Below are 23,771 nucleotides of genomic sequence, written 5' to 3' on the forward strand. Positions count from 1 at the left end.
TAATAAGTGCTAAAGAATTGTAAATATTATGAATTATTCAGATATTTTGGACTTTTGGTTTCATCCAGACACTCAAGCCTACTGGTTTGCAAAAAATGATGATTTTGATGGATTAATTCATCAAAAATTTTATGACATACATCATCAAGCCGCACAAACCGAGCTATGGTCTTGGCGTAAAAGCGCTGAAGGTCGCTTAGCTGAAGTGATCATACTCGACCAATTTTCGCGTAATTTGTTTCGTGATCAGGCGCAAGCCTTTGCCCAAGATGCTTTAGCCTTGGCACTTGCCCAAGAAGTCATCGAGTTAAATTTAGATCAGCAATTAAACCCAGAACAACGTGCTTTTTTATATATGCCCTTTATGCACAGTGAATCAAAATTGATCCACGAGGTTGGGCTAAAATTGTTTCAACAATTAGGCCTGCCTATCGGTCTGGATTATGAAAAAAAGCACAAAGTCATTATTGATCGTTTCGGGCGCTATCCGCATCGTAACCAAATTTTAGCGCGTCCCTCGACTGCCGAAGAACTCGAATTTTTAACTCAACCCAACAGTAGCTTTTAAGTATTTATTGTGTCTCCTCCCTTGCACAGTAAATTAGTATGGAGGTTTAACATGAAGAATAAATTTATCCTAAGTATAGGACTGGTGATGGCCCTCTCTGGCTGTGCCATGACGCCTTCAAAACCGCTGACTTTTGACCAACTGGGTCAATTCAGTAACACGCCGTTGAATGCTCAATCCTATCGCATCAGTTTTCAAGCCCGTCCCAATATGAGTTTTGGCACAGCAGAAGAAATTACCTTAGTCAAAGCAGCGCAAACCACAATACAAAACGGATTCCGCTATTTTAAAGTGCTGAATGATCCGAGCAATGTCAACCAACCACCACGCAAAGCCGTAGTCTATCCAACCCCAATGTACGCTCCATACGGTTATTACCGTCGTTACCCTGGTTTCTGGCCTGATCCATTTTATGATATGCCACAAGTGGTCACGATTGACCCCGTGCAAGTTTCCTATACCATTGAATGCTATAAAGATCAGAAAAAAGCACCGAGCGATGCTTTTGATGCCACTTTAATTTTACAGTCTTTGGGTCAAAAATACGGACTTAGCCCGACAGGTCAAGTCTTAGCACCGCAAATGCCGACAACAACAAAATAACCCGATGTCACACATCAACAGGAAGCTTGCATGACCATAGCGGAAGCAGAAACCACCCCAAGTTTGCAACGCAGTAAACGCCTTGCCACCATTGCCCTAATCATGGCGATTGTCACATGGTTAATCCTGATGGTGGTTGCCAAGCTCCTTCCTGAATATGTGTGGCTGATTCACATTCTAATGCTCGCTGCTGAAGCAGGGGTCGTAGGTGGCTTAGCAGATTGGTATGCCATTACGGTGCTGTTTCGCAACCCGTTTGGCAAAATGCCCATTCCTAAATTTTTACTCGATCACACCGAAATTATTCCACGCAATAAAGCACGTATTGCAGAATCGATGGGCCGCTTTGTTCAAGAAAACTTTTTGTCTCCACAAGTGGTCGAAAGAAGTCTACACAGTACTGACCTTAGCCTTGCTGTGGGCCAATGGCTGGCAAAAGCTGAAAATAATGCTCAAGTTACACAGGTTATTCAGCAAACCGTACCGAAAATTTTTGAATTTGTCGGACAGGAACAAATTGGACGTTTTATTCAAAATAATAGCGTGCAATGGGTACGTAACACCCAAATCAACACCCTCGCCAGTGAAATGCTGCGTGCCGTTTTAGAAAATGATTTCCACCAAGATGTGTTACAACACGGACTCGACTTAGCGCATGAATGGATGCTTTCACATCCAGAAGAAACCCGCGAACTGACCCATAGATTATTCAAAGAACTGGGGGTGTTAAAACTGGCCAAAGGTGCCAGTTGGATTGGCATTGATGTACAACAGCGTACCATTGATTCATTAATCGCACGGGTTGAATCCATGCTGGCCGACCCAGAACATCCGTGGCGACAACAGATTGAAGAAATCGGTCATCAGCTCATGCTAGAACTGTCGGATGATGAAAGTAGTGCCAGCCATCGCTTAAACAGCAGCAAAAATGCCTTGCTCGATAGTCCACAAGTGCTGAATTTTATTAGTGGCGCGGTGGTGATTTTATGTGATGCGATTAAAGCGGACTTACTGAAAGCCAATTCAGGCATTGCCCAAAATCTGCGGGTCGCCATTCAACAAGTTGGTGAAAATATTATTTCTAATCAAGCAGTACGTGATCTACTGAATGAAAAAATGAGTGCTATTGCCATCAATTTAAGTGATCAATATAGTGAAAAAGTCATTCGTTTTATTAGCGAACGCATTCATGAATGGGATTCACGAGAAATGATCGACAAAATTGAAAATGAAGTCGGTGGTGATCTACACATGATCCGCGTCAATGGCGTGGTTGTCGGTGCATTTATTGGCTTGGTGCTTGGGATTATTCGTGCTTTGGTTGATTTAGTACTGTAAAAATGTGTTTCAGATAAAAAATCATCTTCGACCCACAGGCAATCTGCACTTAAGTATTGATTTACTTTGGTGCATTCTGAGCAGGCATATCAACCAGTTTGCCCGTCACTTTACGTACTAGCGGCAAAATAGCCAACACAATAGGAAAAGCAAAAGCCCAAGAAATCATCCAGTTATGCAGCCATAAACTGATAAAACCGTCGATCCAACCCAAATTGCGCAGCATATTAATAAAAGAAATAATACCACTCATTAGACAAGACAACATAAACGGCATCACTACCGTGGCCCATTTTGCAGGCAGCTTAGGAATATTACCGATAATCATAGGACGGTCAGGTTGCATATGCTCGACTCGGATTTTTTACAGTCTTCTAATATGCCATAAATCATGCTTTTTTGAATATTTTCCTCGTTTTATCCCCTTCCTCCCGATGCAGACTATCGGACATGTTTTATTCAATACAAATGGGTTTACCTAAAGACGGCAAAATTTGCTATATTCATTGTTTTTCCGCGACATTTATTTTTCGACTGATTATGAATACGGCAATCCAAGCAGCTCTCGAACATGCAGTGCAATCTCTTCAAGCTGAAGGTGTACTCCCATCCGACTTTAATAACAGTGGTAACTTAACGCGAACCAAAGACCGAAGCCACGGTGACTTCGCGTCAAATATTGCAATGATTGGTTCTAAAGCTGCGGGTCTCAAGCCTCGTGATCTCGCGGAAAAAATCCTCGCACATCTTCCCGAAGTCGCTGATATCAGCAAAGCAGAAATTGCGGGCCCTGGCTTTATTAATTTCTTTTTAAATGCCGACCAACGCTTTGCTGTACTGGATCAGGTTCAAGCACAACAAGATCAATTCGGTCGCACCAGTGCAAATGCAGCCAAACGTGTTCAAGTAGAATTCGTTTCTGCCAACCCGACATCCAGCCTACATGTCGGTCATGGTCGTGGTGCAGCGTATGGTATGACTGTTGCTAATCTACTTGAAGCAACGGGTGCAACGGTTGACCGCGAATATTACGTCAATGATGCAGGTCGTCAAATGGACATCCTCGCAACATCGACGTATTTACGTTACCTTGAATTAACAGGTCAGGAACTGGTTTTTCCAAAAAATGCCTATCAGGGCGACTATGTTAAAGAAATTGCACAAAGTATTATCGACAAAGATGGTGATGCATACGCACGCCCTGTCGCTGAAGTCTATCAAGATGTACCTGAAGATGTGCAATATGCAGCTGAGCCAGATAGCGATGGCAATAAAGTGGTACTTTCAGGTGACAAAGAAAAACACATCGATGGCTTAATCTATAATTCACAGCGTTTGATTGGCGAAGGCTACCGTGTTTTCCATCAAGCGGCGTTAAAAGCCATTCTTGATGACATTAAAGATGACCTTGGCGAATTCGGGGTAACTTTTAACCAATGGTTCAGTGAAGCCAGTTTGACTGAAAAAATTGATGAAGCACTACAAATGCTCGATCAACGTGGCTTCTTATATGAACAAGACGGTAACATCTGGTTTAAATCGACTGAATTTGGCGACGAAAAAGACCGTGTGGTAAAACGTCGTAATGGTCAAACCACCTACTTCGCCTCTGACATTGCCTACCACCTGAATAAATTACAACGTGGTTATACCGACATTGTCGATATTTGGGGTTCTGACCACCATGGCTATATTGCCCGTGTCAAAGCAGCCATTGATGCGCTCGGCTATGACTCGAAAAAATTGACGGTACTGTTGGTTCAGTTTGTCAGCCTATGGCGTAGTGGCGTGATGGTACAAATGTCATCGCGTTCAGGTCAGTTCGTGACATTACGCGACCTACGTAAAGAAGTCGGTAATGATGCCGCACGTTTCTATTACGTGATGCGTAAATCTGAACAACACATTGACTTTGACCTTGACCTTGCTGTGTCACAAAGCAAAGACAATGCGGTGTATTACATTCAATATGCCCATGCACGTATTTGCCGTATGCTCGAAAAAGCAGCAGCGACTGAGGTGAATTTTGATGCTGTGAATGCACGTCAATTTGCAGCAAAACTTGATCTGGATGCTGAAACGGAAATTTTAGCTAAACTTGCCGCTTATCCTGAAATTGTGATTCGCGCAGCAAATAGTTATGAACCACATCAAGTGGGTAACTATCTGAAAGAATTGGCTGCATTATTCCACGGTTGGTATAATGAGCATAAAGTACTCAACGATGATGCTGAACTTACGCAAGCACGTTTATTACTTTCAGTAAACGTACAACAAGTGCTACGTAATGGTTTAGAATTATTAGGTGTATCCGCTCCCGAGAGCATGTAATATTTTACATTGCTGCAAGACAAAGTCCGAGTGAGCATATCAACACTGCTATGCTCACTTGATGACGACTATTGTCTGCGTCCATATGTGAAATAATACTGGGTATGGCTCCTGATGTGGGCCATGCTTAAAGCACAACCAATTGAATATTAGAATAATGAGGTTCACAAGTGTTTGGAAAAACGCAGCGCGGTGTATCAGAGCGACCAAATAAACCGAAAAAGCCCTTGATTCCAACATGGCTGGGGACGCTTGTGGTCATTTTAATCGTGTTAAGTTTTGCCGTAGCGTTAATGCTATGGAAACCGTGGGCACCTGTTCAGCCGAAGAATCAGATTAATTCTGAACATTATCAAGAAGACACCAATAAAGACTATCGTTTCTACGATTTATTGCCTCAACAGCAAGTCACACCTATTCCAGAACAAGCTGTGCCTGAAAGCAAGAATGCAAGCACCGTAGTCATTGTGGAAGCACCAGAAGCAGAACCTGCGACCAACACTCCCGTCACCGAACCAAGTCTTCAAGCATCAGAAGCGCCCGTTGTACATCAGCCCAGTTATATTCTTCAAGTCCGTAGCTATGCAGATCCAGATAGTGCCGATGCGCGACGTGCTGAAATTATTTTAAATGGTCTATCTGCCGATGTGGTTAAATCAGTGGAAAATGGTCAAACTTGGTATCGTGTTATGTCTGGCCCTTATGATTCACCTGAAGCTGCGATCATGGCTCAGCAAACGCTACAACGTAGTGGTATTGATTCAATTGTGGTGAAACGATAAACCCCAGATATGAAAAAGCGCCTAATGGCGCTTTTTTTGACCTTGCCCGACTCCTCTGCATTTAGGAGAAGGAGCCTCCCCCTTTGAAAAAGGGGGAGTGAGGGGGATTTACATCACTTAATAAAAGTAAATTCTTTAAATCCCTCCAACCTCCCTTTTAAAAAGGGAGGCTAAAAGCATTAAACCGCATGTCCTAAAGCTTCACCCATCACCACTGTTGAATTGGCTTTAAATGCGGCATCCCAAACCATTTTGTCTTGTTCAAATAAAATGACTGCGGTAGAACCTAAATAGAAACGCCCCAATTCTGCCCCTTTTTCAAGGAATACGTCATGTTGATTGAGTTCCAAACGCCCTGTAGGTTTCACCTTGCCTGTTGCTACAGTTTCAATGCCAGCCACAATCATCGCACCGACTAAAACCACGGCCATACGACCCAATTCAGTATCAAACAAACACACCATGCGTTCATTACGTGCAAATAAACCCGGAATATTTTCCGCAGTGGTTTGATTGACTGAAAATAATTCACCTGGCACATAGAGCGTTTCAGTTAACGTCCCTGCAACAGGCATATGTACACGATGGTAATCTTTAGGTGATAAATACACTGTTGCGAACTGACCATTTTTAAACGGTTCAGCCAATTGTGGATCGGCAATTAATTTTTCCACCGAGAAAGTTTGACCTTTGGCTTGGAAAATATCACCTTGTTCAATTTTACCCAATTGTGAAATTGCGCCATCTGCTGGAGAAACGATACTTTTAGGATCAGTATCAATCGCGCGTACACCGTCTTTTAATGAACGAGTAAAAAACTCATTAAATGATTTATATTTCAATGTATTGCTTTGTTCAGCAATTGACATATCAATACCATATTGAGCTTTAAAAGCCTGAATCACCGTATTTTTTACAATTGGGTTTTCACTGGCTGCAAGTTTGCCCACCACACGTGATAATTGATGTTGTGGCACAACACGTTGTGCTTGAATAAAAATTTGTTTTTTTAAACGTGATGTGAAGCTCAAGATGGTAACTCTCCGGTAATAATCGGACTATCGAGGCGGTTGCCCCATTCACTCCACGCACCGTCATAAGCTTGAATATGCCAACCGAGTAATCGACCCAAGATATAAGCTAAACCTGAACGGTGATGTGACTGACAATACACCACGACTGGTTCATTTAAATTGAATCCCAATTGTTCTAAGCGTTGTTGAGTGCGTTCTAAGGGATGTAATTTTAAATGATTTTCACGGTTAAGGGCAGTACTCCACTCAAAATGTCGGGCATTTGGAATGTGACCGCCGCGTCGCGCTGCAAGTCGCAGTCCAGTGTACTCATCTTCTGTACGACAATCCCAGATTTGGATTGCATTGTTTTGTACTTTATCCAGCAGTTCTGGATATTCAATCCGGTATTGATCAATATCCGTTTGCTTTATTTCAACTAAATGTTCGACAGGGGTTAATTTTTCCACTTCTGACGAAGTTGGGTAACCCGCAGCTAACCAAGCATGAATTCCACCATTGAGTAAGCTGGTATTTTTAAAACCCAAGCAATGTAAATTCCAAATTAAACGCCCTGCCCATGCACCACCTTCATCGTCATAGACCACGACATGATGCTGTGGAGAAATATTTAAATACTCAATCAGTGCTTGTAGCGCCTCCACATCTGGCAGTAAACCCGAAGCTTGTTCTTCTTGGCGTAGCAACTGCTTAGGTTTGACATGAATCGCATGCGGAATGTGTAATTGATCATAAACAGAACTACGGCTTAAATCGACAATACGTAATTTATCATGACCCAAATGTGGCAACAGTTGTTCTGCTTCAATCAGCAGCGCAAAATTAAATGTAGATATCGTCATACTTTTCGCGTTTTATTTAGATCAGCATCTGTGATCTTAGCACAAGTCATTTTCACTATTATTCTGATTTTTTGCATTCATTTAGCAAAAAATCAGATATAGCAAAGCGAACTTTATGCTGTTTCTGTGATTTGGAACACCTGACGTAAATAGGCAAGGAAAGTATCATTATCGGTCATGGTTTTGCCGGGGCTATCGGAAATTTTCGCCACCGATTGACCATTACATTCAACCAGTTTCAACACAATATTTAAGGGGGTTTGTCCCATATCATTGGTTAAGTTGGTGCCAATACCAAAACTCACTTGGAAACGATCTTTAAAGTATTGATGTAAAGCCCAAGCTTTTTCTAAGTTCAGCCCGTCACTAAAGGTTAACATCTTACTTTTGCTATCGACTTTGAGTTTTTTATAATGTGCATAGGCCTTATCGCCCCATTCATAGGGATCGCCACTGTCATGACGTAGACCATCGAATAGTTTGGCAAAGTACAGATCGAAATCGCGCAAAAAAGCATCCATACCGACCACATCGGTCAACGCAATACCTAAATCACCACGATATTCTTGCACCCATGTTTCCAATGCTGCTTTTTGAAAATCGCGTAAACGCACATCTAAAGCTTGGAAGGCTTGCAGGAATTCATGTGCCATAGTACCAATTGGGGTCAAACCCAAGTCTTTAGCAATCAGGACATTACTGGTGCCACGAAAAATATCAGGCGCAGCGTGATTAAAGGCTTCAATCACATGTTTTTGCCAGTCATAACTATAACGACGGCGCGTGCCAAAGTCGGACACTAAAAAGGGTGGATCATTCGAATTTTGTTCTTGTTGATATTGATTCAGCAGCACCATTTTGGCCTGTAAACGGCGTTCGCCTTCTGCCCAAACCTCATCACTACGAATACGGCGGAAATACAATTCATTGACAATGGCGAGGACAAAAATTTCAAACATCATTGCTTGAACCATCGGGCCTTCAACCCAAATATCCAAACGACCTTCTGAATCAATACTGGCTTTAATAAAACGACGTTTCAGTTGGAATAATTCTAAATAATCAACAAAGTCACTTTTGATAAAACGTAAACTGCGCAGATAAAGCAGCTCATCTTCTTTAAACTTCAGCTGACATAAATAGTCCAACTGCTCATTCAAATCATGCAAAATATCCGTCAGTGGATAAACCGTATCTTCCAAATTACGGCAACGGAAATGATAGACACTATGCGTTTGAGGAAACTTATGTAAGACCACCTGTAACATGGTAAATTTATACAAGTCGGTATCTAATAATGAATGAATAATTGCAGACATATAACTTTCAGTTTTTATCAACTACTTGCATTAAAGCATATTTTATTCAGTTGAAAACGAAAGTTTTCGTAAATGCTCAAAGCAATTGGATGATTTACAGCGCCTGTATAAAAGCTCAACCCGCCTACTCACTTCGTTCAATTCGCACTATGGCATCTTAAAAAATAAACCCAGCCATTTTCAAATAAGGCGATCTAAATCCAGTCTCAGTGAAAATAAACCAATTATTTCAACATAGAGTAAGACGGACTTGGTTTAGTCTTTAAGTGTGTATTTGCTACAATTCACAGCAAATTTGAAATTACTGATTTGGTTAAATTATGCGTGCGTTATTGCAACGAGTTCTTGAAGCAAAAGTTGTCGTGGATGCTGAAACAACGGGAGAAATTCAACACGGTATTGTGGTCTTTCTGGGTTTAGCGAAAGAAGATAATCTCGCAAAAGGCAAAAAGCTGATTGATAAGATTTTAAAATATCGTTTTTTTGATGATGAACAAGGCAAGATGGGCTGGAATGTTGCTCAAGCAGGGGGTGGATTATTATTGGTTTCTCAATTCACCTTAATGGCACAAACACAAAAAGGCTTACGTCCTGACTTTGGACCGGCCATGCCACCTACTGAAGCCAAAGTATTATATGAACAATTGGTTGTTTATGCTCAAAGCCAATTTGCACCTGTACAAACCGGTATTTTTGCCGCTGATATGAAAGTACATTTGGTCAATGATGGACCTGTGACGTTCAATTTGGAAGTTGAATAAGCCGTTAAAGCAATCAGAAACTAAAAAGCCCTGAAGTTTGATCATTCAGGGCTTTTTTAATGCATTTAAGCAGCTAAAACTGAATTACTTACCCGTTTTTTCACGAATAAATGAACGAACCAATTTTACTTTTTCTTTAATTGGTTTTGGTAGTTTAGGTGGAATCAACTTCGCGACTTTATTAAACCAAACCAAAAGACCAAAATCGCCTTCCATTTTAATGCTGCCATTTTGCATGCCTGTCATGAAAGCGGTCGGATCACCTTTCATTAAGGTTTTTACCCCTTGTTCACTGTCTGCAAATTGCAAAATAAAGTCAGCTTGTTCAGCAGCACCAGATACGCTATCAATTTGCCCGTTGTTGACGATAATTTGACGTGCAACGCCCAAATCAGTCCCAATTTGAATACGGAATTGACGTTCATGAACCAGCTCAATAAATTTTGGGCTGGTACGCGCCAACTGCTTCATACGCAAAGCCAAACCCGCCACTAACAAATCAAGCGGATCCGTGCTGACATCGACCAGTGGTAATTTTACGACAGGAATCGAAGAAAGTTTCATGACATTTAAGCCTATTGTAATTGTTGAAAAATTGACGACTTATCCTAACATAAGTTGTGTTTTTTGAACTAAGGCTTTGTATAATAATAATGCACAAAAAAGAGGTGCCCAAAGCACCTCTTTTTGAAGTTTTTTAGATCCGTCGCTTTAACGGCTCGAGCATTGTTGTTGGTCATCTTCGTACACGGGAGTATGTTCAATACAACGGCGTTTGGCTAAAGCACGTTCTGCACGGTGGTCTTCCCGAAATAACAGCATCGTCACAATCAGCATCGCTGACATGATCGCAGTGAGATAGCTATAGGTCATGGGCAATTCAAACACCATTTCTGTACTGAAACGGACGATTTCAATCAAACCCCAAAACAACATCCCTGCGAACATAAAGCTTAACAAACGACGATAAGGTGAGAAGAAAACAGCTATTAACGCAGCCGCAATAAAGCTTAAGCCCACAATGGTTGCTAAATTTGCTGTGACCATAAAAACCTCCGTCTAAGACTCCATTTGGACATTTAAGTTTTGCCTAAATCGAATCCCCGATGACCGTTAAATAAATGATGGAATATATCTATATCAATTTCTTATGCAAACATTATGCGGAGTTTTTGCAAGAAAAAAAGTCTTGTATTTTTATAAAGCGACATACCTTGTCGCAATATTATTTTGTCATTACATTTTTTTATTTTTAACTTTTTCTAAAAGTGAGATGGGCTAGGACTTGCCGTGTCATTACAAAAAAAATAGGCATTTTTAGCCTTAAAAAAATATTTTTTCAGAACCGATTGAACGCTGTTTTTATCAGCAATCCAAGTCAACCGTTCATCGTATTTTAGTGATTTTTGCCACAAAAAACGCGACATTAGTGTCGCGTTTCGTCAATAAACTTCAATACTTAGGCACGATTAAGGTCTTTATCATGTACACCAAGCAGATATAACACACCGTCTAGACCCACGCTTGAAATCGCTTGATTTGCATTTTGACGAACCAAAGGTTTGGCACGGAATGCGACCCCTAAACCTGCAATCGATAACATTGGTAAATCATTTGCACCATCACCTACAGCAATCGCTTGTTCTAATGAAATGCCCATATTGTCGGCAAGTTCACGCAGCAATAAAGCTTTACGCGCCCCATCGACAATATGCCCTTTGACTTCACCTGTTACCTTGCCATCTTGCACATCCAAAACATTGGCATGCACTTCGTCAATGCCTAATTTTGCTTGCAAATATTCAGCAAAATATTGGAAACCACCTGAAAGAATCGCAGTTTTATAGCCCAATGCTTTCAGGGTTGAAATCAGACGTTCCGCCCCTTCTGTGACCGTTAAGCGTTCTGCAATTTTAGGTAACACAGATGCATCCATCCCTTTCAACAAGGCCACACGAGCGCGGAAGCTTTGTTGGAAATCCAGTTCACCCTGCATCGCACGTTCAGTAATTTCAGCGACTTGCTCACCTACACCTGCCTCAATCGCAAGTTCATCAATCACTTCTTGTTCAATTAAAGTCGAGTCCATGTCAAAGCAGACCAAACGGCTGTTACGACGGAACGCATTGTCTTCTTGAACCGCGACATCTACATTCAGCTCAGAGGATAAACGTAAACATGCCGCACGCATGGCAATGGCATCTAACATCTGCCCTTTTAAACCAAATTGTACGCAAGAACGTTTAGGTTCATCGACTTGACGATGAAGATCTGGACGACCCGATAAGCGTGTCACGGTTTCAATATTAAAACCTTGATTCGAGACAATCTTGGTCACGGCTTGTAATTGCGAAGCAGTCAATTCTGGTGCCAGTGCCGTAACGATATAACGGGTCTGACCACCCTCACTGACCCATTGATCATATTCTGTTGTAGAGATTGGTTTAAAGCGCACTGTTAAGCCAATATCATGTGCTAGAATCAAGATCTCCTTCATGGCTAATGCTGTAGCAGTTTGGTCATCTGACGAAACAACAATACCTAAAGTCAGTTGGTTATGGATGACGGCTTGTCCAACATCCAGAATTTGTAAAGAATGTACGGACAACACCTGCATTAATCGTGTAAATTGATTAGGCTGGTCTGGTCCCAAAAATGATATAAGAATGATTTCTCGCATGAATTGACTCGGATCTGAGCTACAACTATTGTAAGAATCATAATCCAATTTGAATATAAATGCCTTGGAAGTTTACGTTGAATGCGCCTAGACAAGGGCTATTTGCTAGCCTACTAATTGTAAGTTTTGCTTTACACACGTTTTTACTGGTACTTGCGACGACACACCAACTCAATGCAAATCGTGCCAGTCAGGGACAACTGATGACCACACAATTGGTCACAGACAGCCTATCCGAGCTTGAACCTGCCAATCCTGTGTCCTTAGCATTATTAGCCGACCGTTATGCAACCAACCCAAGTGTTGCTTCTATTCGTATTTTAGATGCGAATAATCAGGTACTTGCAACAGGTGGTTTAACCAAAACACGTCAAGGTGAAGTCTTTGTTCGTGAAGCGCTGCAAAATGAAAAGAAAGTCGGCAGTATTGAAATTACTTTAATTCAATCCAGTATTGGTGAAATTTTACGTACCCAATGGTTGGCCATTTTATTGTCATTTATCATTCATGGCTTAATTTGGTTGGCTTACCGTGCAATTGCCCGCCCAAGTCGTACCGAATATTTGGCGCGGATTAATAATGAATCACGCCTAAAACATGAAATTCAAACCTTGACTCAAGCTTTACAACAAGAACAACACAATGCTGCTGTCGCTATTGCTCAAGCACAACACCATGCGCAAGCAAAAGCTAAAATCAAAGAGCCAAAGCCTGTCGTACTGAATGACAACTGTATTGCCTTAAATATTCAGTTCTATGACCCTAAACAACTGATGGATTCGGTCAATAAAACAGTTTCGGTGCCTTATTTTAATTTGTGTCAAATTTTCCTGAATAAAACAGCAGAGTTATGTGTACAACACTACAAACTCAATAGTTCAGATATTTCTACAGTACATAAATTTGATGAACATGGTGCCACCATTAGCATGTCGGTAGAAACACCAAATGCAGTGCAATGTTTGGTCATGATCAGCACCGTATTCCAATTGTTGTCAGATGTCTTATACAAACGCTACCGTGAAGAAAAGCGCTTTGTTTTACAAACCCGTAGTGCCATTTCCAGTCATGTCGATGCCATGCAACTAACACCAGTACAAGCAGCGGAACGTCTGGTGCAACAATTGGCTGCAAAAGAAAGTGCGATTCATTTGCCCAATGAATTACTCAAAGACATTTCAGATCGTTACCAATTGGTCAGTATTCCTAATCCAACCAATGTGCTGACGCGTCACGCATTTATGATGAATGGTATGGACAGCGAAGTGGCTGAACTGGCACAAACTTTTAGAACTGAAATTTTAAAAGCTAAACAATCGAAAGCATCTTAAAACGGATGCAACCAAAAACCGAGCCGATGTGCTCGGTTTTTTTTCGCTTCAAACAACAGACTATTCGATGGGATCTGTTTTTATTTGATTGGCTTTGCTGGCCCAATATGTCGCTAGCGCTGGCCCCGAAATATTATGCCATAAACTAAAAATAGCACTCGGCACAGCAGTAATCGGTGATGCAGCAAAGTGCACCGCAGCCAAAGCCACACCTAAACCCGAATTTTGCATACCGACTTCAATGGCAATCGCTTTGCTGTCGGCATAGGGCAATTTAAATAAACGACTTGCCCCAAAACCCAGTAAATAGCCCAAACCATTATGCAATGCCACCACGGCTAAAATCAGTAAACCCGATTCCAAAATTTGCGTCTTACTGCCTGCAATAATCGCTGCGACAATGGCGACAATCGCAACCACCGAAATCAGTGGCATGACTTGAATATAAGCCGCTACTTTTTGTTTCAGCACCGAACGAACCATCAGTCCCAAAATGATGGGAAATAACACCACTTTTAAAATTGAACCCAGCATCGAGAGTGCATTAATTTCAATCCATTGACTGGCTAAAAGATAGAAAATTGCTGGAGTGAATACAGGGGCTAAAATGGTCGAAACGGAAGTACACGCCACCGATAAAGCGGTATTACCTTTGGCCATATAGGTAATTACATTGGATGCGGTTCCCCCTGGGCAACAACCGACAAGAATTACCCCAATCGCAATTGCAGGCGGCAGTTGAAACAACTGACACAACAGATAAGCCAGTGCCGGCATCACCATAAACTGTGCCACCACGCCAATCAGCACCGCTTTAGGACTGTGTAGCACCCCTTTAAAATCATCTACGGTCATGGTCATGCCCATACCGAACATAATAATCCCCAGCATCCAGATGATATAGACTTTCAGCCAGACAAAAGCTTCAGGTACGATTAACGCAATACCCGCAAATAACACCACCCAGAGCGCAAAGGTTTTCTGAATAAATTGGGTAAAGCGCAAAAAAGTAGACATAACGGTGACATCCCCTATTTATTCTAGTCTCAAATCGTGAGATCACTTTTAACAGGCTCATCGAACTCAAGTGTTTCTGTTTTCGACCCGATTATGCATTTTTCATGCATGCTGCTGAATAATATCTTTCACCAAAATCCGTTTCACCCCTTTCGCCAGCATCTCTTGCCATGCCTGCTGTAATGAACCATTTAAGTCGATGCCTTTGGTGGCATCGGAAATGACATAGGCTTTAAAACCAAACTTACATGCATCAATTGCCGTCCATGCCACACAAAAATCGGTAGCAATGCCGACAATAAACACTGTATCAATGCCACGTTCTTTTAAATAACCTGCCAAGCCTGTCGTGGTCTTTTGATCAGATTCCATAAAAGCAGAATAACTGTCGATATGCGCATGACAGCCTTTACGGATGATCAATTGGGCACTGGGCAAATGAAGATTAGGGTGCAGTTCTGCATCTGGCGTACCTTGAACACAATGTACAGGCCACAAGACTTGCGTACCATAGTCCAGCTCAATCGTTTCAAACGGCTGTTTAGCATCATGATTGATAGCAAATGACACATGATTTTCAGGATGCCAATCTTGAGTAATCACTATCGTTTTAAAATACTGCGCCAATTGATTAATGTTCGGAATAATCTGATCTGCATGCGCCACAGCTAAATTTCCACCTGGGGTAAAACCATTTTGCACATCCACGACGATCAGCGCAGTATTGTTTTGCATCATTTTCAGTCCATTCTTAGTGAGTTGTCATTTTTGTGACTAAGCATATAACAAAATAAATTTCAGTATTTAGGCTGGACAGTAAAAATAAGATGACTGACAACTTAAATAATTACGATACTTGGGCAAATTCGATACACAGCATCATTTAAAGTTCGAAATTTTTTACTATAGCTAAAAGATAGAAATACATTTTAAGTTAAAAAAATAGCCCGCAATATGCGAGCTATTTCATCAAACGAAAACTTAAGCTGATGTTTGTAAACGACGAACCAAAATCAACATGAAGATTGCTGAAATCACAATACAAGGAATAGCGGCTGAAATAACCCCTGCTGCACCAAAGCCCGCTGCAAGGAGTTGACCTGCAATTGCAGGACCCAGCATTGCACCGATCCGACCTACAGCTGAAGCCATTCCCACACCTGTTGCACGGACTTCAGTTGGGTAGACAATACTGCCAAACGCATACAGTACTCCTTGGCAACCAATCACAAAGGCACCTACCAATGCTGAAGCCAAATACATTTGCGTCAATGAACTTGCCGCATTTAAGCAAAATAAACCAGCTAAAATACCACCGTACATTAAAATAATCACATAGGTTTTTTTCCAGCGGTCGGTCAACATGCCTAACACTACCGTACCAATGGTTGCACTGAGCATAAAGAAGAATTGTGCAGTACTGCCTTCTTTACGCGTAAAGCCCAGCTCGATAAACAGTGAAGGTAACCAACTTAACATGATGTAAACCACCATCAAGGTAAAGAAGTAGCTCACTGAAATTAAGCAGGTACGCGCCACGTTATGACTATTGAATAAATCTTTAAAAGAACCTTGAGTCGTTACTGCTGTGGTTTCCGCTGTATTTTTTGCTTTTAAAAATTCACGTGACTCGGGTAAAAATTTCATCATGATTGGAATAACAAAAATAGGCAGCAAGCCACCTAAATAAAAAATGTTTTTCCAATTTGAACCAAAATCTAAACTTGCAATGTACGACAAAATTGCAGCGCCGACAGGCATACCACAATACATTAGACCAACAGCACGTCCTCGGTTTTCAGCTTTAACCGCTTCAGAAGCCAGCGTAATTAAATTCGGCATTGCCGCACCTAAACCTGCACCCGCTAAAAAACGAACCAATAACAGACTGTTAAAACTGTTCACCCATACCGTACATAAAGTAAATAAGGCAAAAACTGCAACGGAGCAAATCAATACCTTTTTACGCCCAATACGATCTGAATATCGCCCACCAATCAGCGCTCCAGGTAATAAACCTAAAATCCCTGCGCTAAAAAACACACCCAATTGCGAACTGTCTAAACCAAAGGCTTCACGAATACCCGCCGCTGCAATGCCTGCTGCCTGAATATCCAAACCTTCAATAACCGCAATTAAAAAGCAGATTGCCACCGTAATTGCAGCATGCCTGTTATCTGATCTTTCCATTGGCAATTTCCCTATTCAATCAGTGTCCAAAATAGAACGCCATCATCCATGACTCAGGAAATTCAAATAACTACCAATAAGTGGAAGGATTTACAGTTTATGAACAAAAATAATAGATATTTAACGTTTTTCGTGGGCAGAACAAATAGTCGCAAAAACACTTAATCGGATTATCCACAGCGTAAAAAACTGAAGTCTTTCTCTATAATTACAACTTTATACGCCTGTTTATAATGAAATAAAAAAATGGCAGTCATCGTTTTAACTGATTATTCTGCAACTTTTTAATACGGTTTTACATAGATTAAATTCTTGTTTTATATAGCTTAAAAGTCTATGCTAATCTCTATTAAATCTTAAATCCTGATGTTTTTACACGGAATTGCTGCTGCTGTTGGCTTTAAAGTGCAAATAGGACATTTTTACTCGTATTTTTTATACAAAAATAGCCTGACACTGGTCATGATATTCATTAAAATTTTAGGGCTAAAGGTTTTCTGAACATAACTTTGCTATATTTATTTTAACGACTTTGCATAAAGTTTTTATATGCTTTGACTAAAGCATATTGTTCTTCATCGTTTGTTCGTTCATAATTTGCATAAGCATTATTCAATTCGCTTTAATCGTATTGAAATTGCTATAAATCAAAATACGCACCCATCCAAATTTATGTTTTTCTACCTCTGCCGGATGGACAAATAGGATATTTTTTTAAAATGACTCAGCAAGCACAGATCATCCAAGGTTCAATTGTCGCAATCGTCACTCCGATGTTTGAAGATGGCAGCGTAGATTGGAAGGGTCTAGAAAAGCTCGTTGAGTGGCATATTGCACAAGGCACGAACAGTATTGTTGCGGTTGGTACGACAGGCGAAGCATCGACTTTAAGTCTGGCTGAACATAAACAAGTCATTAAAGAAATCGTTCGTGTAGCCAACAAACGTATTCCAATCATTGCAGGTACGGGTGCCAACTCGACCCATGAAGCAATCGAACTCACCAAAGAAGCAAAAGCGTTGGGTGCAGATGCCGCACTGTTAGTGACCCCTTATTATAATAAACCCACACAAGAAGGTTTATATCAGCATTACAAAGCGATTGCTGAAGCAGTTGATTTACCTCAAATTCTTTATAATGTCCCTGGCCGTACTGGTGTAGACATGCTCAATGAAACCGTGATTCGCCTTGCTGACATCCCGCAAATTGTTGGGATTAAAGATGCCACAGGTGATGTACCACGTGGTCAAGCGCTGATTGAAGGATTACGCGGTAAAGAAATGACCGTTTACTCTGGTGATGATGCAACGGCTTATCAACTGATCGCACTAGGCGCACTAGGCAACATTTCTGTGACTGCAAATATCGCACCGAAAGAAATGAGCCAAATTTGTGCTGCTGCTATTTCAGGTGATGCAGAACGTGCTGAAACTTTGAACAACGAAATTGCAAATTTACACAATATTCTATTTTGTGAATCCAACCCAATTCCTGTGAAATGGGCACTTCATGAAATGGGCTTAATTGGTACGGGTATTCGTTTACCATTAACTCCTCTTGCAGAACAATATCGCACACCGTTGCGTGAAGCACTCAACGCTTCGGGTGTCATTCAATAAAGAGCACAACACTATGCAATTACGTTTTGGTTTAACCCTTGCACTTTCAGCATTTGGTTTAATGGGTTGTAGTTCTATGGGAATCAACAATGGTTCTCTGGATTATAAAAATACTGCATCCCTTGAACCCCTGAAATATCCTGAAGGTTCAATGGTTCGACCTGCAACGCCATTGTACCCAGCTCCAAAGGTTGACCCTCTTGCCCTTGAACACGCACCTAAACTGGAAAATAAAAAGGGCAACCGTTTTGCGATTCCCCGTCCAAATCAAGTGCAAGAAAACAGCTTAATCAATAGTCAAGATGACAATACCAATGTCAATCGTCCACAACTTGTTCGTGATGGAAATCAAAATCCGTTACTCAAAATTGATGGAAATTCTGCTACAATTTGGCAGTACACACTTGCTACCCTCAGCAGCCTTAACCATAGCATTGTTGGTCAGAGCAAAAATCGTTACGAAGTAACCATTAAGGTCGATCAAAAAGTGTATGTATTAAGACTGACCTCTGTCGGTGCAAGTAATAACCTAGCCGTGTTCAATGCCGATAATAGCTTTGCAGACCAAGAAATCGCTGCTGAACTATTAACCCAGATTTACCAAAATTGGCCAGCCTAGTCGTACTAGGTATTTTTTTTTGAAAAAGGTTCCCCCATGTTGAAACAAACCTTGCTCTATACTGGTAAAGCGAAATCTGTTTATGAAACAGACAGTGAAGATCACCTGATTTTAGTCTTTCGTGATGATGCCTCTGCGTTTAATGGCGAAAAAATCGAACAACTAGATCGCAAAGGCAAGGTTAATAACCGTTTCAACGCCTTTATCATGGAAAAATTGGCTGCTGCTGGTATTGAAACTCACTTTGAGAAACTTCTTTCTCCAACTGAAGTTTTAGTGAAAAAATTGCAAATGGTTCCGGTTGAATGTGTAATTCGTAACTACGCAGCGGGTAGCTTGTGCCGTCGTTTAGGTGTTGAAGAAGGTAAAGAATTAACCCCTTCTACATTTGAATTATTCTTCAAAGACGACGCGCTTGGCGATCCAATGGTCAATGAATCTCAAGCCATTGCTTTAGGTTGGGCGACTGCCGAACAACTTGCACAAATGCAAGTACTGACTTACAAAGTAAACGAAGTCCTAAAAGATTTGTTCGACAAAGGCAATATGCTTCTGGTTGACTTCAAACTTGAATTTGGTGTGTTCCACGACCGTATCGTTCTTGGTGATGAGTTCTCTCCAGACGGTTGCCGTCTATGGGACAAAGACACCAAGAAAAAACTCGACAAAGACCGTTTCCGTCAAGGTTTAGGCGGTGTTGTTGAAGCCTATGAAGAAGTGGCTACACGTTTAGGTATCGACCTTTCTGATATCTAATCCGCATACTGATTCAAAAAACCGAGCCTGATGGCTCGGTTTTTTTATGCGCCCATAAATCGAAAAAACAAATGTTACTAATAAAAATGATCGTTTTTACAAAATTCAGTTATCGCGCTAAAATAATCATATCGAAGACAAGATCAACTTTAAGGTCTTGAAGTCAAATTTAATGCGCTCAACCATTATTCCTAAAGGATGTCCTCTCCCAATCTCAGACATCCTTTTTAGCCCAACTCATTCCCGAGTTGGGCTTTTTTTTATTGCTGCTGCTGTTCCTGCTGCCAACGACGTTGTTGAAGTTTTTCACCTTCCACTTCACGTTTATTTCGAGCTGACTCATATAACTTGGTGCCTTTTAATTCAGGCGGCAAATATTCTTGCAGAATAAAATGCTCAGGATAGTTATGTGGATAGAGATAATCCACGCCATAACCCTGCTCTTTCATTAACTTGGTCGGCGCATTTCTTAAATGCAATGGCACGGATAAATGAGCAGTTTTTTCAGCTAAATCCAACGCCTTATTTATGGCTAAATAGGTGCTGTTACTCTTGGCACTGGTGGCCAAATACACAGCACATTGTCCCAAAATAATTCGGCATTCTGGCATGCCGACCGCTTGAACCGAACGAAAGCATTCACCAGCCAGCAACAAGGCATTTGGGTTGGAATTACCTATATCTTCCGAGGCTGCAATTAACATACGACGGGCAATAAAAACTGGATCTTCACCACCTTTAAGCATACGTGCCATCCAGTATAAGGTCGCATCTGGATCACTACCGCGAATGGACTTAATAAAGGCAGAAACCAAATCGTAATGCTGCTCACCCGATTTGTCATAACGGGCAATACTTTGCTGTGCAACTTTTACCACCACAGCATTGGTAATGCTATTTTCCAATTCAGCTTCAAAAGTACTGGCGATCAGATCCAAAAGGTTTAATGCCTTACGTGCATCTCCAGCCGCAAATTGGATCAATGCCTCATATTCTTCAATTTGAATATAGCGCTGTTTTAAAAAATCATCATTTTGCAACGCTTGATTCAACAAGGTCTGAATAGCATCGTCTGTTAATGCATTTAAGCTATAAACCTGACAACGTGATAGCAAAGCATTATTGACTTCAAAAGAAGGGTTTTCAGTGGTCGCGCCAATTAAAGTAATTTTGCCTTTTTCCACAGCATTCAGTAATGCATCTTGTTGTGACTTATTAAAGCGATGAATTTCATCAATAAAGACCACAGGCGTTAGTAAATCCCCACCTTCGGCAATCACTTCACGAAGCTCTTTCACCCCAGTATTGAGTGCCGATAGACTGACGAAAGGTCGATCTACCGCTTGTGCCAACAGCAAAGCAATGGTGGTTTTTCCAACACCAGGCGGGCCCCAAAAAATAATGGAGGGTAAATGCCCCTGATCAATCATTTGGCGTAACGGTGCTTGAGCACCTAACAAATGGTCTTGACCCATAATCTCGGATAAATCGCGTGGGCGGAGCCGTTCAGGAAGAGGAATGTTACTGTCTGACATCTTGTTATTTCTTTACTGTGCTTAAAACAAGTCTACTATGTAATTTTAAGCTCGCGTATTTCAATTTAAGGCTTTTACAAAAAAATCATATCGCTTTTTTTTAAGTTTATGCCATATTACTGTTGATTATCTGAATCCAGATTGAACTAAAATAAACTATATTTACTGTGATTATAGATTAATAATTCTCCTTTTTATCAAAAAAGTGTATAATTATTATGTGAATAGCATCACATTTCTCTCATTATTATGGTCGTTTTTAAATGGGTAGGCTGTATGAAATATACTTTCAAAAGCAAGCTAGTACCTCTTAGACAGGAGTTTAATATTCAGCTTGACCATATCAATGAAGTAAGTAATGTTCAATTACCTACAGAAACTTTAACGTCCCAAGCCTTATTAGATGAATTACCCCAACCTATTTGGGTGAAAAGCAAACAAAATCAGTATTATTATAATCAAGCAATATGCCAATATCTTGGTAAAAATCTCAATCAACATGAGATAATTTTTTGGCAAAACTTTATTCATCCTGAAGATTTTGAACACTTCATTGTTTTATGGCAACAAGCATTACTCACACAACACGATTTTGCAAAAGAATGTCGCATTAAGCATGTGCAAAAAGGATATCGATTTTGTTTGATTTCCGTACAGCACCACCCTAAAAATTTAAATAATTTTGCTTGGATGGTCACCGTGAACGATATCCATGAGCATTATTTAAAACAACTTGAATTAGCTCACCAAGTCACCGTAAAAAGCCAAATGTTAGATGCAAGTCTAGATGGCATTACAATGTTAACAGCGGATGGTCGGGTCAGCGATATGAATCGCTCAGCTTGTCTTGCGCTTGGCGTATCCATAAATGCAAAAAAATTCGGCATGTCTTGGTTAAACTTATTACCTGAATCCATGCGAAATTCAGGCCAAAATGCGTTCAATCATGCCATAAAAGGAGAAAATTCACATTTTGATGGCATGATGGTCATTGCAGGTCAACCAGCGCAGTATTGGGAGCATACTTTAAGTCCTGTACTGGATGATGCGGGTCTAATCCAGAGCATCCTCTGTGTTTCTCGTGATATCAGCCCACAAAAAATGGCTGAAAAAAAACTAAAACAAGTCATTGAATTAGATGAATTAACAGGTTTATATAATCGTCGGGCATTTAATAAAATCTTTAAAAAAACCATTCAAAATGCACGTCAGCAGCAACAATCGGTCGGCTTTTTACTGATTGATTTAGATTATTTCAAACATATCAATGACACTCTCGGTCATATTGCTGGAGATTATTTACTTCAAATTTTAGGTCAACGTTTAAGTGGTTGTTTTAAAAGTGGGGTCGTGGTTGCACGATTAGGTGGTGATGAATTTGCGATTATTGTCCCCAATCTGACTGATGAATCAGAATTATTACAGATTGCAAAAACAGCTCGTTTACAGCTGGATATCCCGATTTGTTATGCAGGCCAATATATCAATGGTGGCATGAGTACTGGCTGTGCCATTTATCCTCGCGATGCGCAAAATAGCTCAACGTTACTGCAATGCGCAGATGTCGCCTTGAATGATCTTAAAATCAGTGGCCGTGGTGGCATTCGTATGTTTAAAAGTACCATGTTTAAAGCCATCGAGGTCGCCACAAAACAATTGGCCCTTGCTCGAGCAATCATTCAAAATGATAAAATTGTTCCGTTCTATCAGCCTAAAGTACGTCTGGCTGATGCGAAAGTGATTGGCTTTGAGGCTTTACTGCGATGGTACGATAAAGAAGGTTGCATACAACTGCCCTCGCATATTTTTTCATCTTTTCAAGATTATGAACTGGCGACGCGCATCAGCGAAATTATGCAATTAAAAGTCTTTCAAGATATGACGCAGTGGCTAGACTCAGGCATGCAGCTTTTACCCATTTCAATTAATGCTGCACCGGTTGAATTCTTAAGAGATAATTATGCAGAAACGTTATTAAATCGACTGGCGCAGTTTAATATTCCATATGAAATGGTGGAAATCGAAATTACTGAGCAAAGTCTTTCAGAACGCGGCTCAGACTATGTCATTCGTGCCCTTAAATTATTAAAAAAAGCGGGAATTCACATTTCATTAGATGATTTTGGTACAGGACATTCATCCTTAACCCGCTTAAGAAATTATCCTGTAGATTGTCTTAAAATCGATCGTAACTTTATCGAAAATATGCATGATGATCCTTCCGCAATGGCAATTGTCAAAGCCATTAGCCAAATAGGCGCCAGCATTTCGTTAAATATATTGGTTGAAGGCATTGAACATCTAGAACAATTAGATGCACTTAAAGCATGTGACTGTCATATTGGACAAGGCTTTTATTTTCATCGTCCGATGGCATTTGATCATATCACAGCATTATTACAGCCTGTGGATGCACCTGATTCTGAATCTTAAATCGCTACTCACT

22 protein-coding genes are annotated in these 23,771 nt (G+C 40.8%); 11 read left to right on the forward strand and 11 right to left on the reverse strand.

Annotated features, from left to right (window positions below; genetic code table 11):
* Nucleotides 1–28: 28 nt before the first annotated feature.
* From BLV99_RS11765 to BLV99_RS11775, 3 genes are read left to right on the forward strand one after another with little or no spacing between them, the layout of a single operon-like run.
* The gene (locus tag BLV99_RS11765; RefSeq protein ID WP_092690861.1) at nt 29–568 is read left to right on the forward strand and encodes a DUF924 family protein; all 540 of its coding nucleotides are present in this window, start codon (nt 29–31) and stop codon (nt 566–568) included.
* 51 nt (nt 569–619) lie between these two features.
* Nucleotides 620–1,171, forward strand: coding sequence for a CC0125/CC1285 family lipoprotein (locus BLV99_RS11770; protein WP_092690864.1), 552 nt, complete (start codon nt 620–622; stop codon nt 1,169–1,171).
* Nucleotides 1,172–1,201: 30 nt separating this feature from the next.
* Complete coding sequence (locus BLV99_RS11775; RefSeq protein WP_092690867.1) at nt 1,202–2,509, forward strand: DUF445 domain-containing protein; 1,308 nt, start codon at nt 1,202–1,204, stop codon at nt 2,507–2,509.
* 61 nt (nt 2,510–2,570) lie between these two features.
* On the opposite strand, the gene BLV99_RS11780 is transcribed toward BLV99_RS11775, so the two are convergent.
* Nucleotides 2,571–2,855: a DUF2798 domain-containing protein gene (locus BLV99_RS11780; RefSeq protein ID WP_092690870.1), complete on the reverse strand. Its 285-nt coding sequence runs from the start codon at nt 2,853–2,855 to the stop codon at nt 2,571–2,573.
* A gap of 194 nt (nt 2,856–3,049) precedes the next feature.
* Here BLV99_RS11780 and argS point away from each other — a divergent pair, with 194 nt between their 5' ends.
* Together argS and BLV99_RS11790 are read left to right on the forward strand one after the other, a co-directional pair.
* Nucleotides 3,050–4,840 (forward strand): arginine--tRNA ligase, encoded by a 1,791-nt coding sequence (gene argS / locus BLV99_RS11785; protein WP_092690976.1) that lies wholly within the window; start codon nt 3,050–3,052, stop codon nt 4,838–4,840.
* A 170-nt stretch (nt 4,841–5,010) separates the two neighbouring features.
* Nucleotides 5,011–5,622: an SPOR domain-containing protein gene (locus BLV99_RS11790; RefSeq protein WP_092690873.1), complete on the forward strand. Its 612-nt coding sequence runs from the start codon at nt 5,011–5,013 to the stop codon at nt 5,620–5,622.
* Nucleotides 5,623–5,801: 179 nt separating this feature from the next.
* Here the strand turns inward: BLV99_RS11790 and asd are convergent, their stop codons facing one another.
* From asd to pncB, 3 genes are all read right to left on the reverse strand, one after another.
* Nucleotides 5,802–6,653 carry an archaetidylserine decarboxylase gene (gene asd, locus BLV99_RS11795; protein WP_092690876.1) on the reverse strand — a complete coding sequence of 284 codons (852 nt, stop codon included), beginning with the start codon at nt 6,651–6,653 and terminating at the stop codon, nt 5,802–5,804.
* A complete protein-coding gene (locus tag BLV99_RS11800) occupies nt 6,650–7,498 on the reverse strand; it encodes a sulfurtransferase (RefSeq protein WP_092690879.1) in 849 nt (282 codons plus the stop codon). The genes asd and BLV99_RS11800 overlap by 4 nt, the downstream gene beginning before the upstream one ends.
* A 113-nt stretch (nt 7,499–7,611) precedes the next feature.
* Nucleotides 7,612–8,817, reverse strand: coding sequence for a nicotinate phosphoribosyltransferase (gene pncB / locus BLV99_RS11805; RefSeq protein WP_086184087.1), 1,206 nt, complete (start codon nt 8,815–8,817; stop codon nt 7,612–7,614).
* Between the two features lie 320 nt (nt 8,818–9,137).
* Here pncB and dtd point away from each other — a divergent pair, with 320 nt between their 5' ends.
* Nucleotides 9,138–9,578, forward strand: a complete 441-nt coding sequence (gene dtd, locus BLV99_RS11810; protein ID WP_092690882.1) for a D-aminoacyl-tRNA deacylase — start codon at nt 9,138–9,140, stop codon at nt 9,576–9,578.
* Nucleotides 9,579–9,662: 84 nt separating this feature from the next.
* On the opposite strand, the gene BLV99_RS11815 is transcribed toward dtd, so the two are convergent.
* From BLV99_RS11815 to serB, 3 genes are all read right to left on the reverse strand, one after another.
* Nucleotides 9,663–10,142 (reverse strand): SCP-2 sterol transfer family protein, encoded by a 480-nt coding sequence (locus BLV99_RS11815; protein ID WP_086165369.1) that lies wholly within the window; start codon nt 10,140–10,142, stop codon nt 9,663–9,665.
* Nucleotides 10,143–10,289: 147 nt separating this feature from the next.
* On the reverse strand, nt 10,290–10,625 hold the full coding sequence (gene aciT / locus BLV99_RS11820) for a ciprofloxacin tolerance protein AciT (protein ID WP_086184089.1): 336 nt from the start codon (nt 10,623–10,625) through the stop codon (nt 10,290–10,292).
* Nucleotides 10,626–11,037: 412 nt separating this feature from the next.
* On the reverse strand, nt 11,038–12,258 hold the full coding sequence (gene serB / locus BLV99_RS11825; protein ID WP_092690885.1) for a phosphoserine phosphatase SerB: 1,221 nt from the start codon (nt 12,256–12,258) through the stop codon (nt 11,038–11,040).
* Between the two features lie 77 nt (nt 12,259–12,335).
* Here serB and BLV99_RS11830 point away from each other — a divergent pair, with 77 nt between their 5' ends.
* A complete protein-coding gene (locus BLV99_RS11830) occupies nt 12,336–13,589 on the forward strand; it encodes a hypothetical protein (protein WP_086184189.1) in 1,254 nt (417 codons plus the stop codon).
* Nucleotides 13,590–13,649: 60 nt separating this feature from the next.
* Here BLV99_RS11830 and BLV99_RS11835 read toward each other — a convergent pair whose 3' ends face one another.
* From BLV99_RS11835 to mhpT, 3 genes are all read right to left on the reverse strand, one after another.
* Nucleotides 13,650–14,606: a bile acid:sodium symporter family protein gene (locus BLV99_RS11835; RefSeq protein ID WP_092690888.1), complete on the reverse strand. Its 957-nt coding sequence runs from the start codon at nt 14,604–14,606 to the stop codon at nt 13,650–13,652.
* A 102-nt stretch (nt 14,607–14,708) separates the two neighbouring features.
* Complete coding sequence (gene pncA, locus BLV99_RS11840) at nt 14,709–15,341, reverse strand: bifunctional nicotinamidase/pyrazinamidase (protein WP_086184190.1); 633 nt, start codon at nt 15,339–15,341, stop codon at nt 14,709–14,711.
* A gap of 246 nt (nt 15,342–15,587) precedes the next feature.
* Nucleotides 15,588–16,796 (reverse strand): 3-(3-hydroxy-phenyl)propionate transporter MhpT, encoded by a 1,209-nt coding sequence (mhpT, locus tag BLV99_RS11845; protein ID WP_092690891.1) that lies wholly within the window; start codon nt 16,794–16,796, stop codon nt 15,588–15,590.
* Nucleotides 16,797–17,515: 719 nt separating this feature from the next.
* On the opposite strand from mhpT, the gene dapA reads away from it, so the two are divergent.
* The 3 genes from dapA to purC are packed head-to-tail and all read left to right on the forward strand — an operon-like array spanning nt 17,516 to nt 19,790.
* Complete coding sequence (gene dapA / locus BLV99_RS11850; RefSeq protein WP_092690894.1) at nt 17,516–18,415, forward strand: 4-hydroxy-tetrahydrodipicolinate synthase; 900 nt, start codon at nt 17,516–17,518, stop codon at nt 18,413–18,415.
* Between the two features lie 13 nt (nt 18,416–18,428).
* The gene (locus tag BLV99_RS11855; protein WP_092690897.1) at nt 18,429–19,034 is read left to right on the forward strand and encodes a lipoprotein-34 precursor (NlpB); all 606 of its coding nucleotides are present in this window, start codon (nt 18,429–18,431) and stop codon (nt 19,032–19,034) included.
* Nucleotides 19,035–19,070: 36 nt separating this feature from the next.
* Nucleotides 19,071–19,790: a phosphoribosylaminoimidazolesuccinocarboxamide synthase gene (purC, locus tag BLV99_RS11860; RefSeq protein WP_074946872.1), complete on the forward strand. Its 720-nt coding sequence runs from the start codon at nt 19,071–19,073 to the stop codon at nt 19,788–19,790.
* 260 nt (nt 19,791–20,050) lie between these two features.
* On the opposite strand, the gene BLV99_RS11865 is transcribed toward purC, so the two are convergent.
* Complete coding sequence (locus BLV99_RS11865) at nt 20,051–21,325, reverse strand: replication-associated recombination protein A (RefSeq protein ID WP_086184095.1); 1,275 nt, start codon at nt 21,323–21,325, stop codon at nt 20,051–20,053.
* A gap of 276 nt (nt 21,326–21,601) precedes the next feature.
* Here BLV99_RS11865 and BLV99_RS11870 point away from each other — a divergent pair, with 276 nt between their 5' ends.
* Nucleotides 21,602–23,758 (forward strand): bifunctional diguanylate cyclase/phosphodiesterase, encoded by a 2,157-nt coding sequence (locus tag BLV99_RS11870; RefSeq protein ID WP_244516308.1) that lies wholly within the window; start codon nt 21,602–21,604, stop codon nt 23,756–23,758.
* The last annotated feature ends 13 nt before the right edge of the window (nt 23,759–23,771 follow it).

This window comes from Acinetobacter kyonggiensis, from assembly GCF_900107285.1.
GTDB classification, from domain to species: domain Bacteria; phylum Pseudomonadota; class Gammaproteobacteria; order Pseudomonadales; family Moraxellaceae; genus Acinetobacter; species Acinetobacter kyonggiensis.

Coding starts and splice junctions, on each gene's coding strand:
- BLV99_RS11770 (WP_092690864.1), top strand. CDS start 620: ATGAAGAATAAATTTATCCTAAGTATAGGACTGGTGATGGCCCTCTCT.
- BLV99_RS11765 (WP_092690861.1), top strand. CDS start 29: ATGAATTATTCAGATATTTTGGACTTTTGGTTTCATCCAGACACTCAA.
- BLV99_RS11780 (WP_092690870.1), bottom strand. CDS start 2,855: ATGCAACCTGACCGTCCTATGATTATCGGTAATATTCCTAAGCTGCCT.
- serB (WP_092690885.1), bottom strand. CDS start 12,258: ATGCGAGAAATCATTCTTATATCATTTTTGGGACCAGACCAGCCTAAT.
- BLV99_RS11775 (WP_092690867.1), top strand. CDS start 1,202: ATGACCATAGCGGAAGCAGAAACCACCCCAAGTTTGCAACGCAGTAAA.
- purC (WP_074946872.1), top strand. CDS start 19,071: ATGTTGAAACAAACCTTGCTCTATACTGGTAAAGCGAAATCTGTTTAT.
- BLV99_RS11855 (WP_092690897.1), top strand. CDS start 18,429: ATGCAATTACGTTTTGGTTTAACCCTTGCACTTTCAGCATTTGGTTTA.
- aciT (WP_086184089.1), bottom strand. CDS start 10,625: ATGGTCACAGCAAATTTAGCAACCATTGTGGGCTTAAGCTTTATTGCG.
- pncB (WP_086184087.1), bottom strand. CDS start 8,817: ATGTCTGCAATTATTCATTCATTATTAGATACCGACTTGTATAAATTT.
- BLV99_RS11835 (WP_092690888.1), bottom strand. CDS start 14,606: ATGTCTACTTTTTTGCGCTTTACCCAATTTATTCAGAAAACCTTTGCG.
- dtd (WP_092690882.1), top strand. CDS start 9,138: ATGCGTGCGTTATTGCAACGAGTTCTTGAAGCAAAAGTTGTCGTGGAT.
- BLV99_RS11870 (WP_244516308.1), top strand. CDS start 21,602: ATGAAATATACTTTCAAAAGCAAGCTAGTACCTCTTAGACAGGAGTTT.
- BLV99_RS11815 (WP_086165369.1), bottom strand. CDS start 10,142: ATGAAACTTTCTTCGATTCCTGTCGTAAAATTACCACTGGTCGATGTC.
- BLV99_RS11800 (WP_092690879.1), bottom strand. CDS start 7,498: ATGACGATATCTACATTTAATTTTGCGCTGCTGATTGAAGCAGAACAA.
- pncA (WP_086184190.1), bottom strand. CDS start 15,341: ATGCAAAACAATACTGCGCTGATCGTCGTGGATGTGCAAAATGGTTTT.
- BLV99_RS11865 (WP_086184095.1), bottom strand. CDS start 21,325: ATGTCAGACAGTAACATTCCTCTTCCTGAACGGCTCCGCCCACGCGAT.
- mhpT (WP_092690891.1), bottom strand. CDS start 16,796: ATGGAAAGATCAGATAACAGGCATGCTGCAATTACGGTGGCAATCTGC.
- argS (WP_092690976.1), top strand. CDS start 3,050: ATGAATACGGCAATCCAAGCAGCTCTCGAACATGCAGTGCAATCTCTT.
- dapA (WP_092690894.1), top strand. CDS start 17,516: ATGACTCAGCAAGCACAGATCATCCAAGGTTCAATTGTCGCAATCGTC.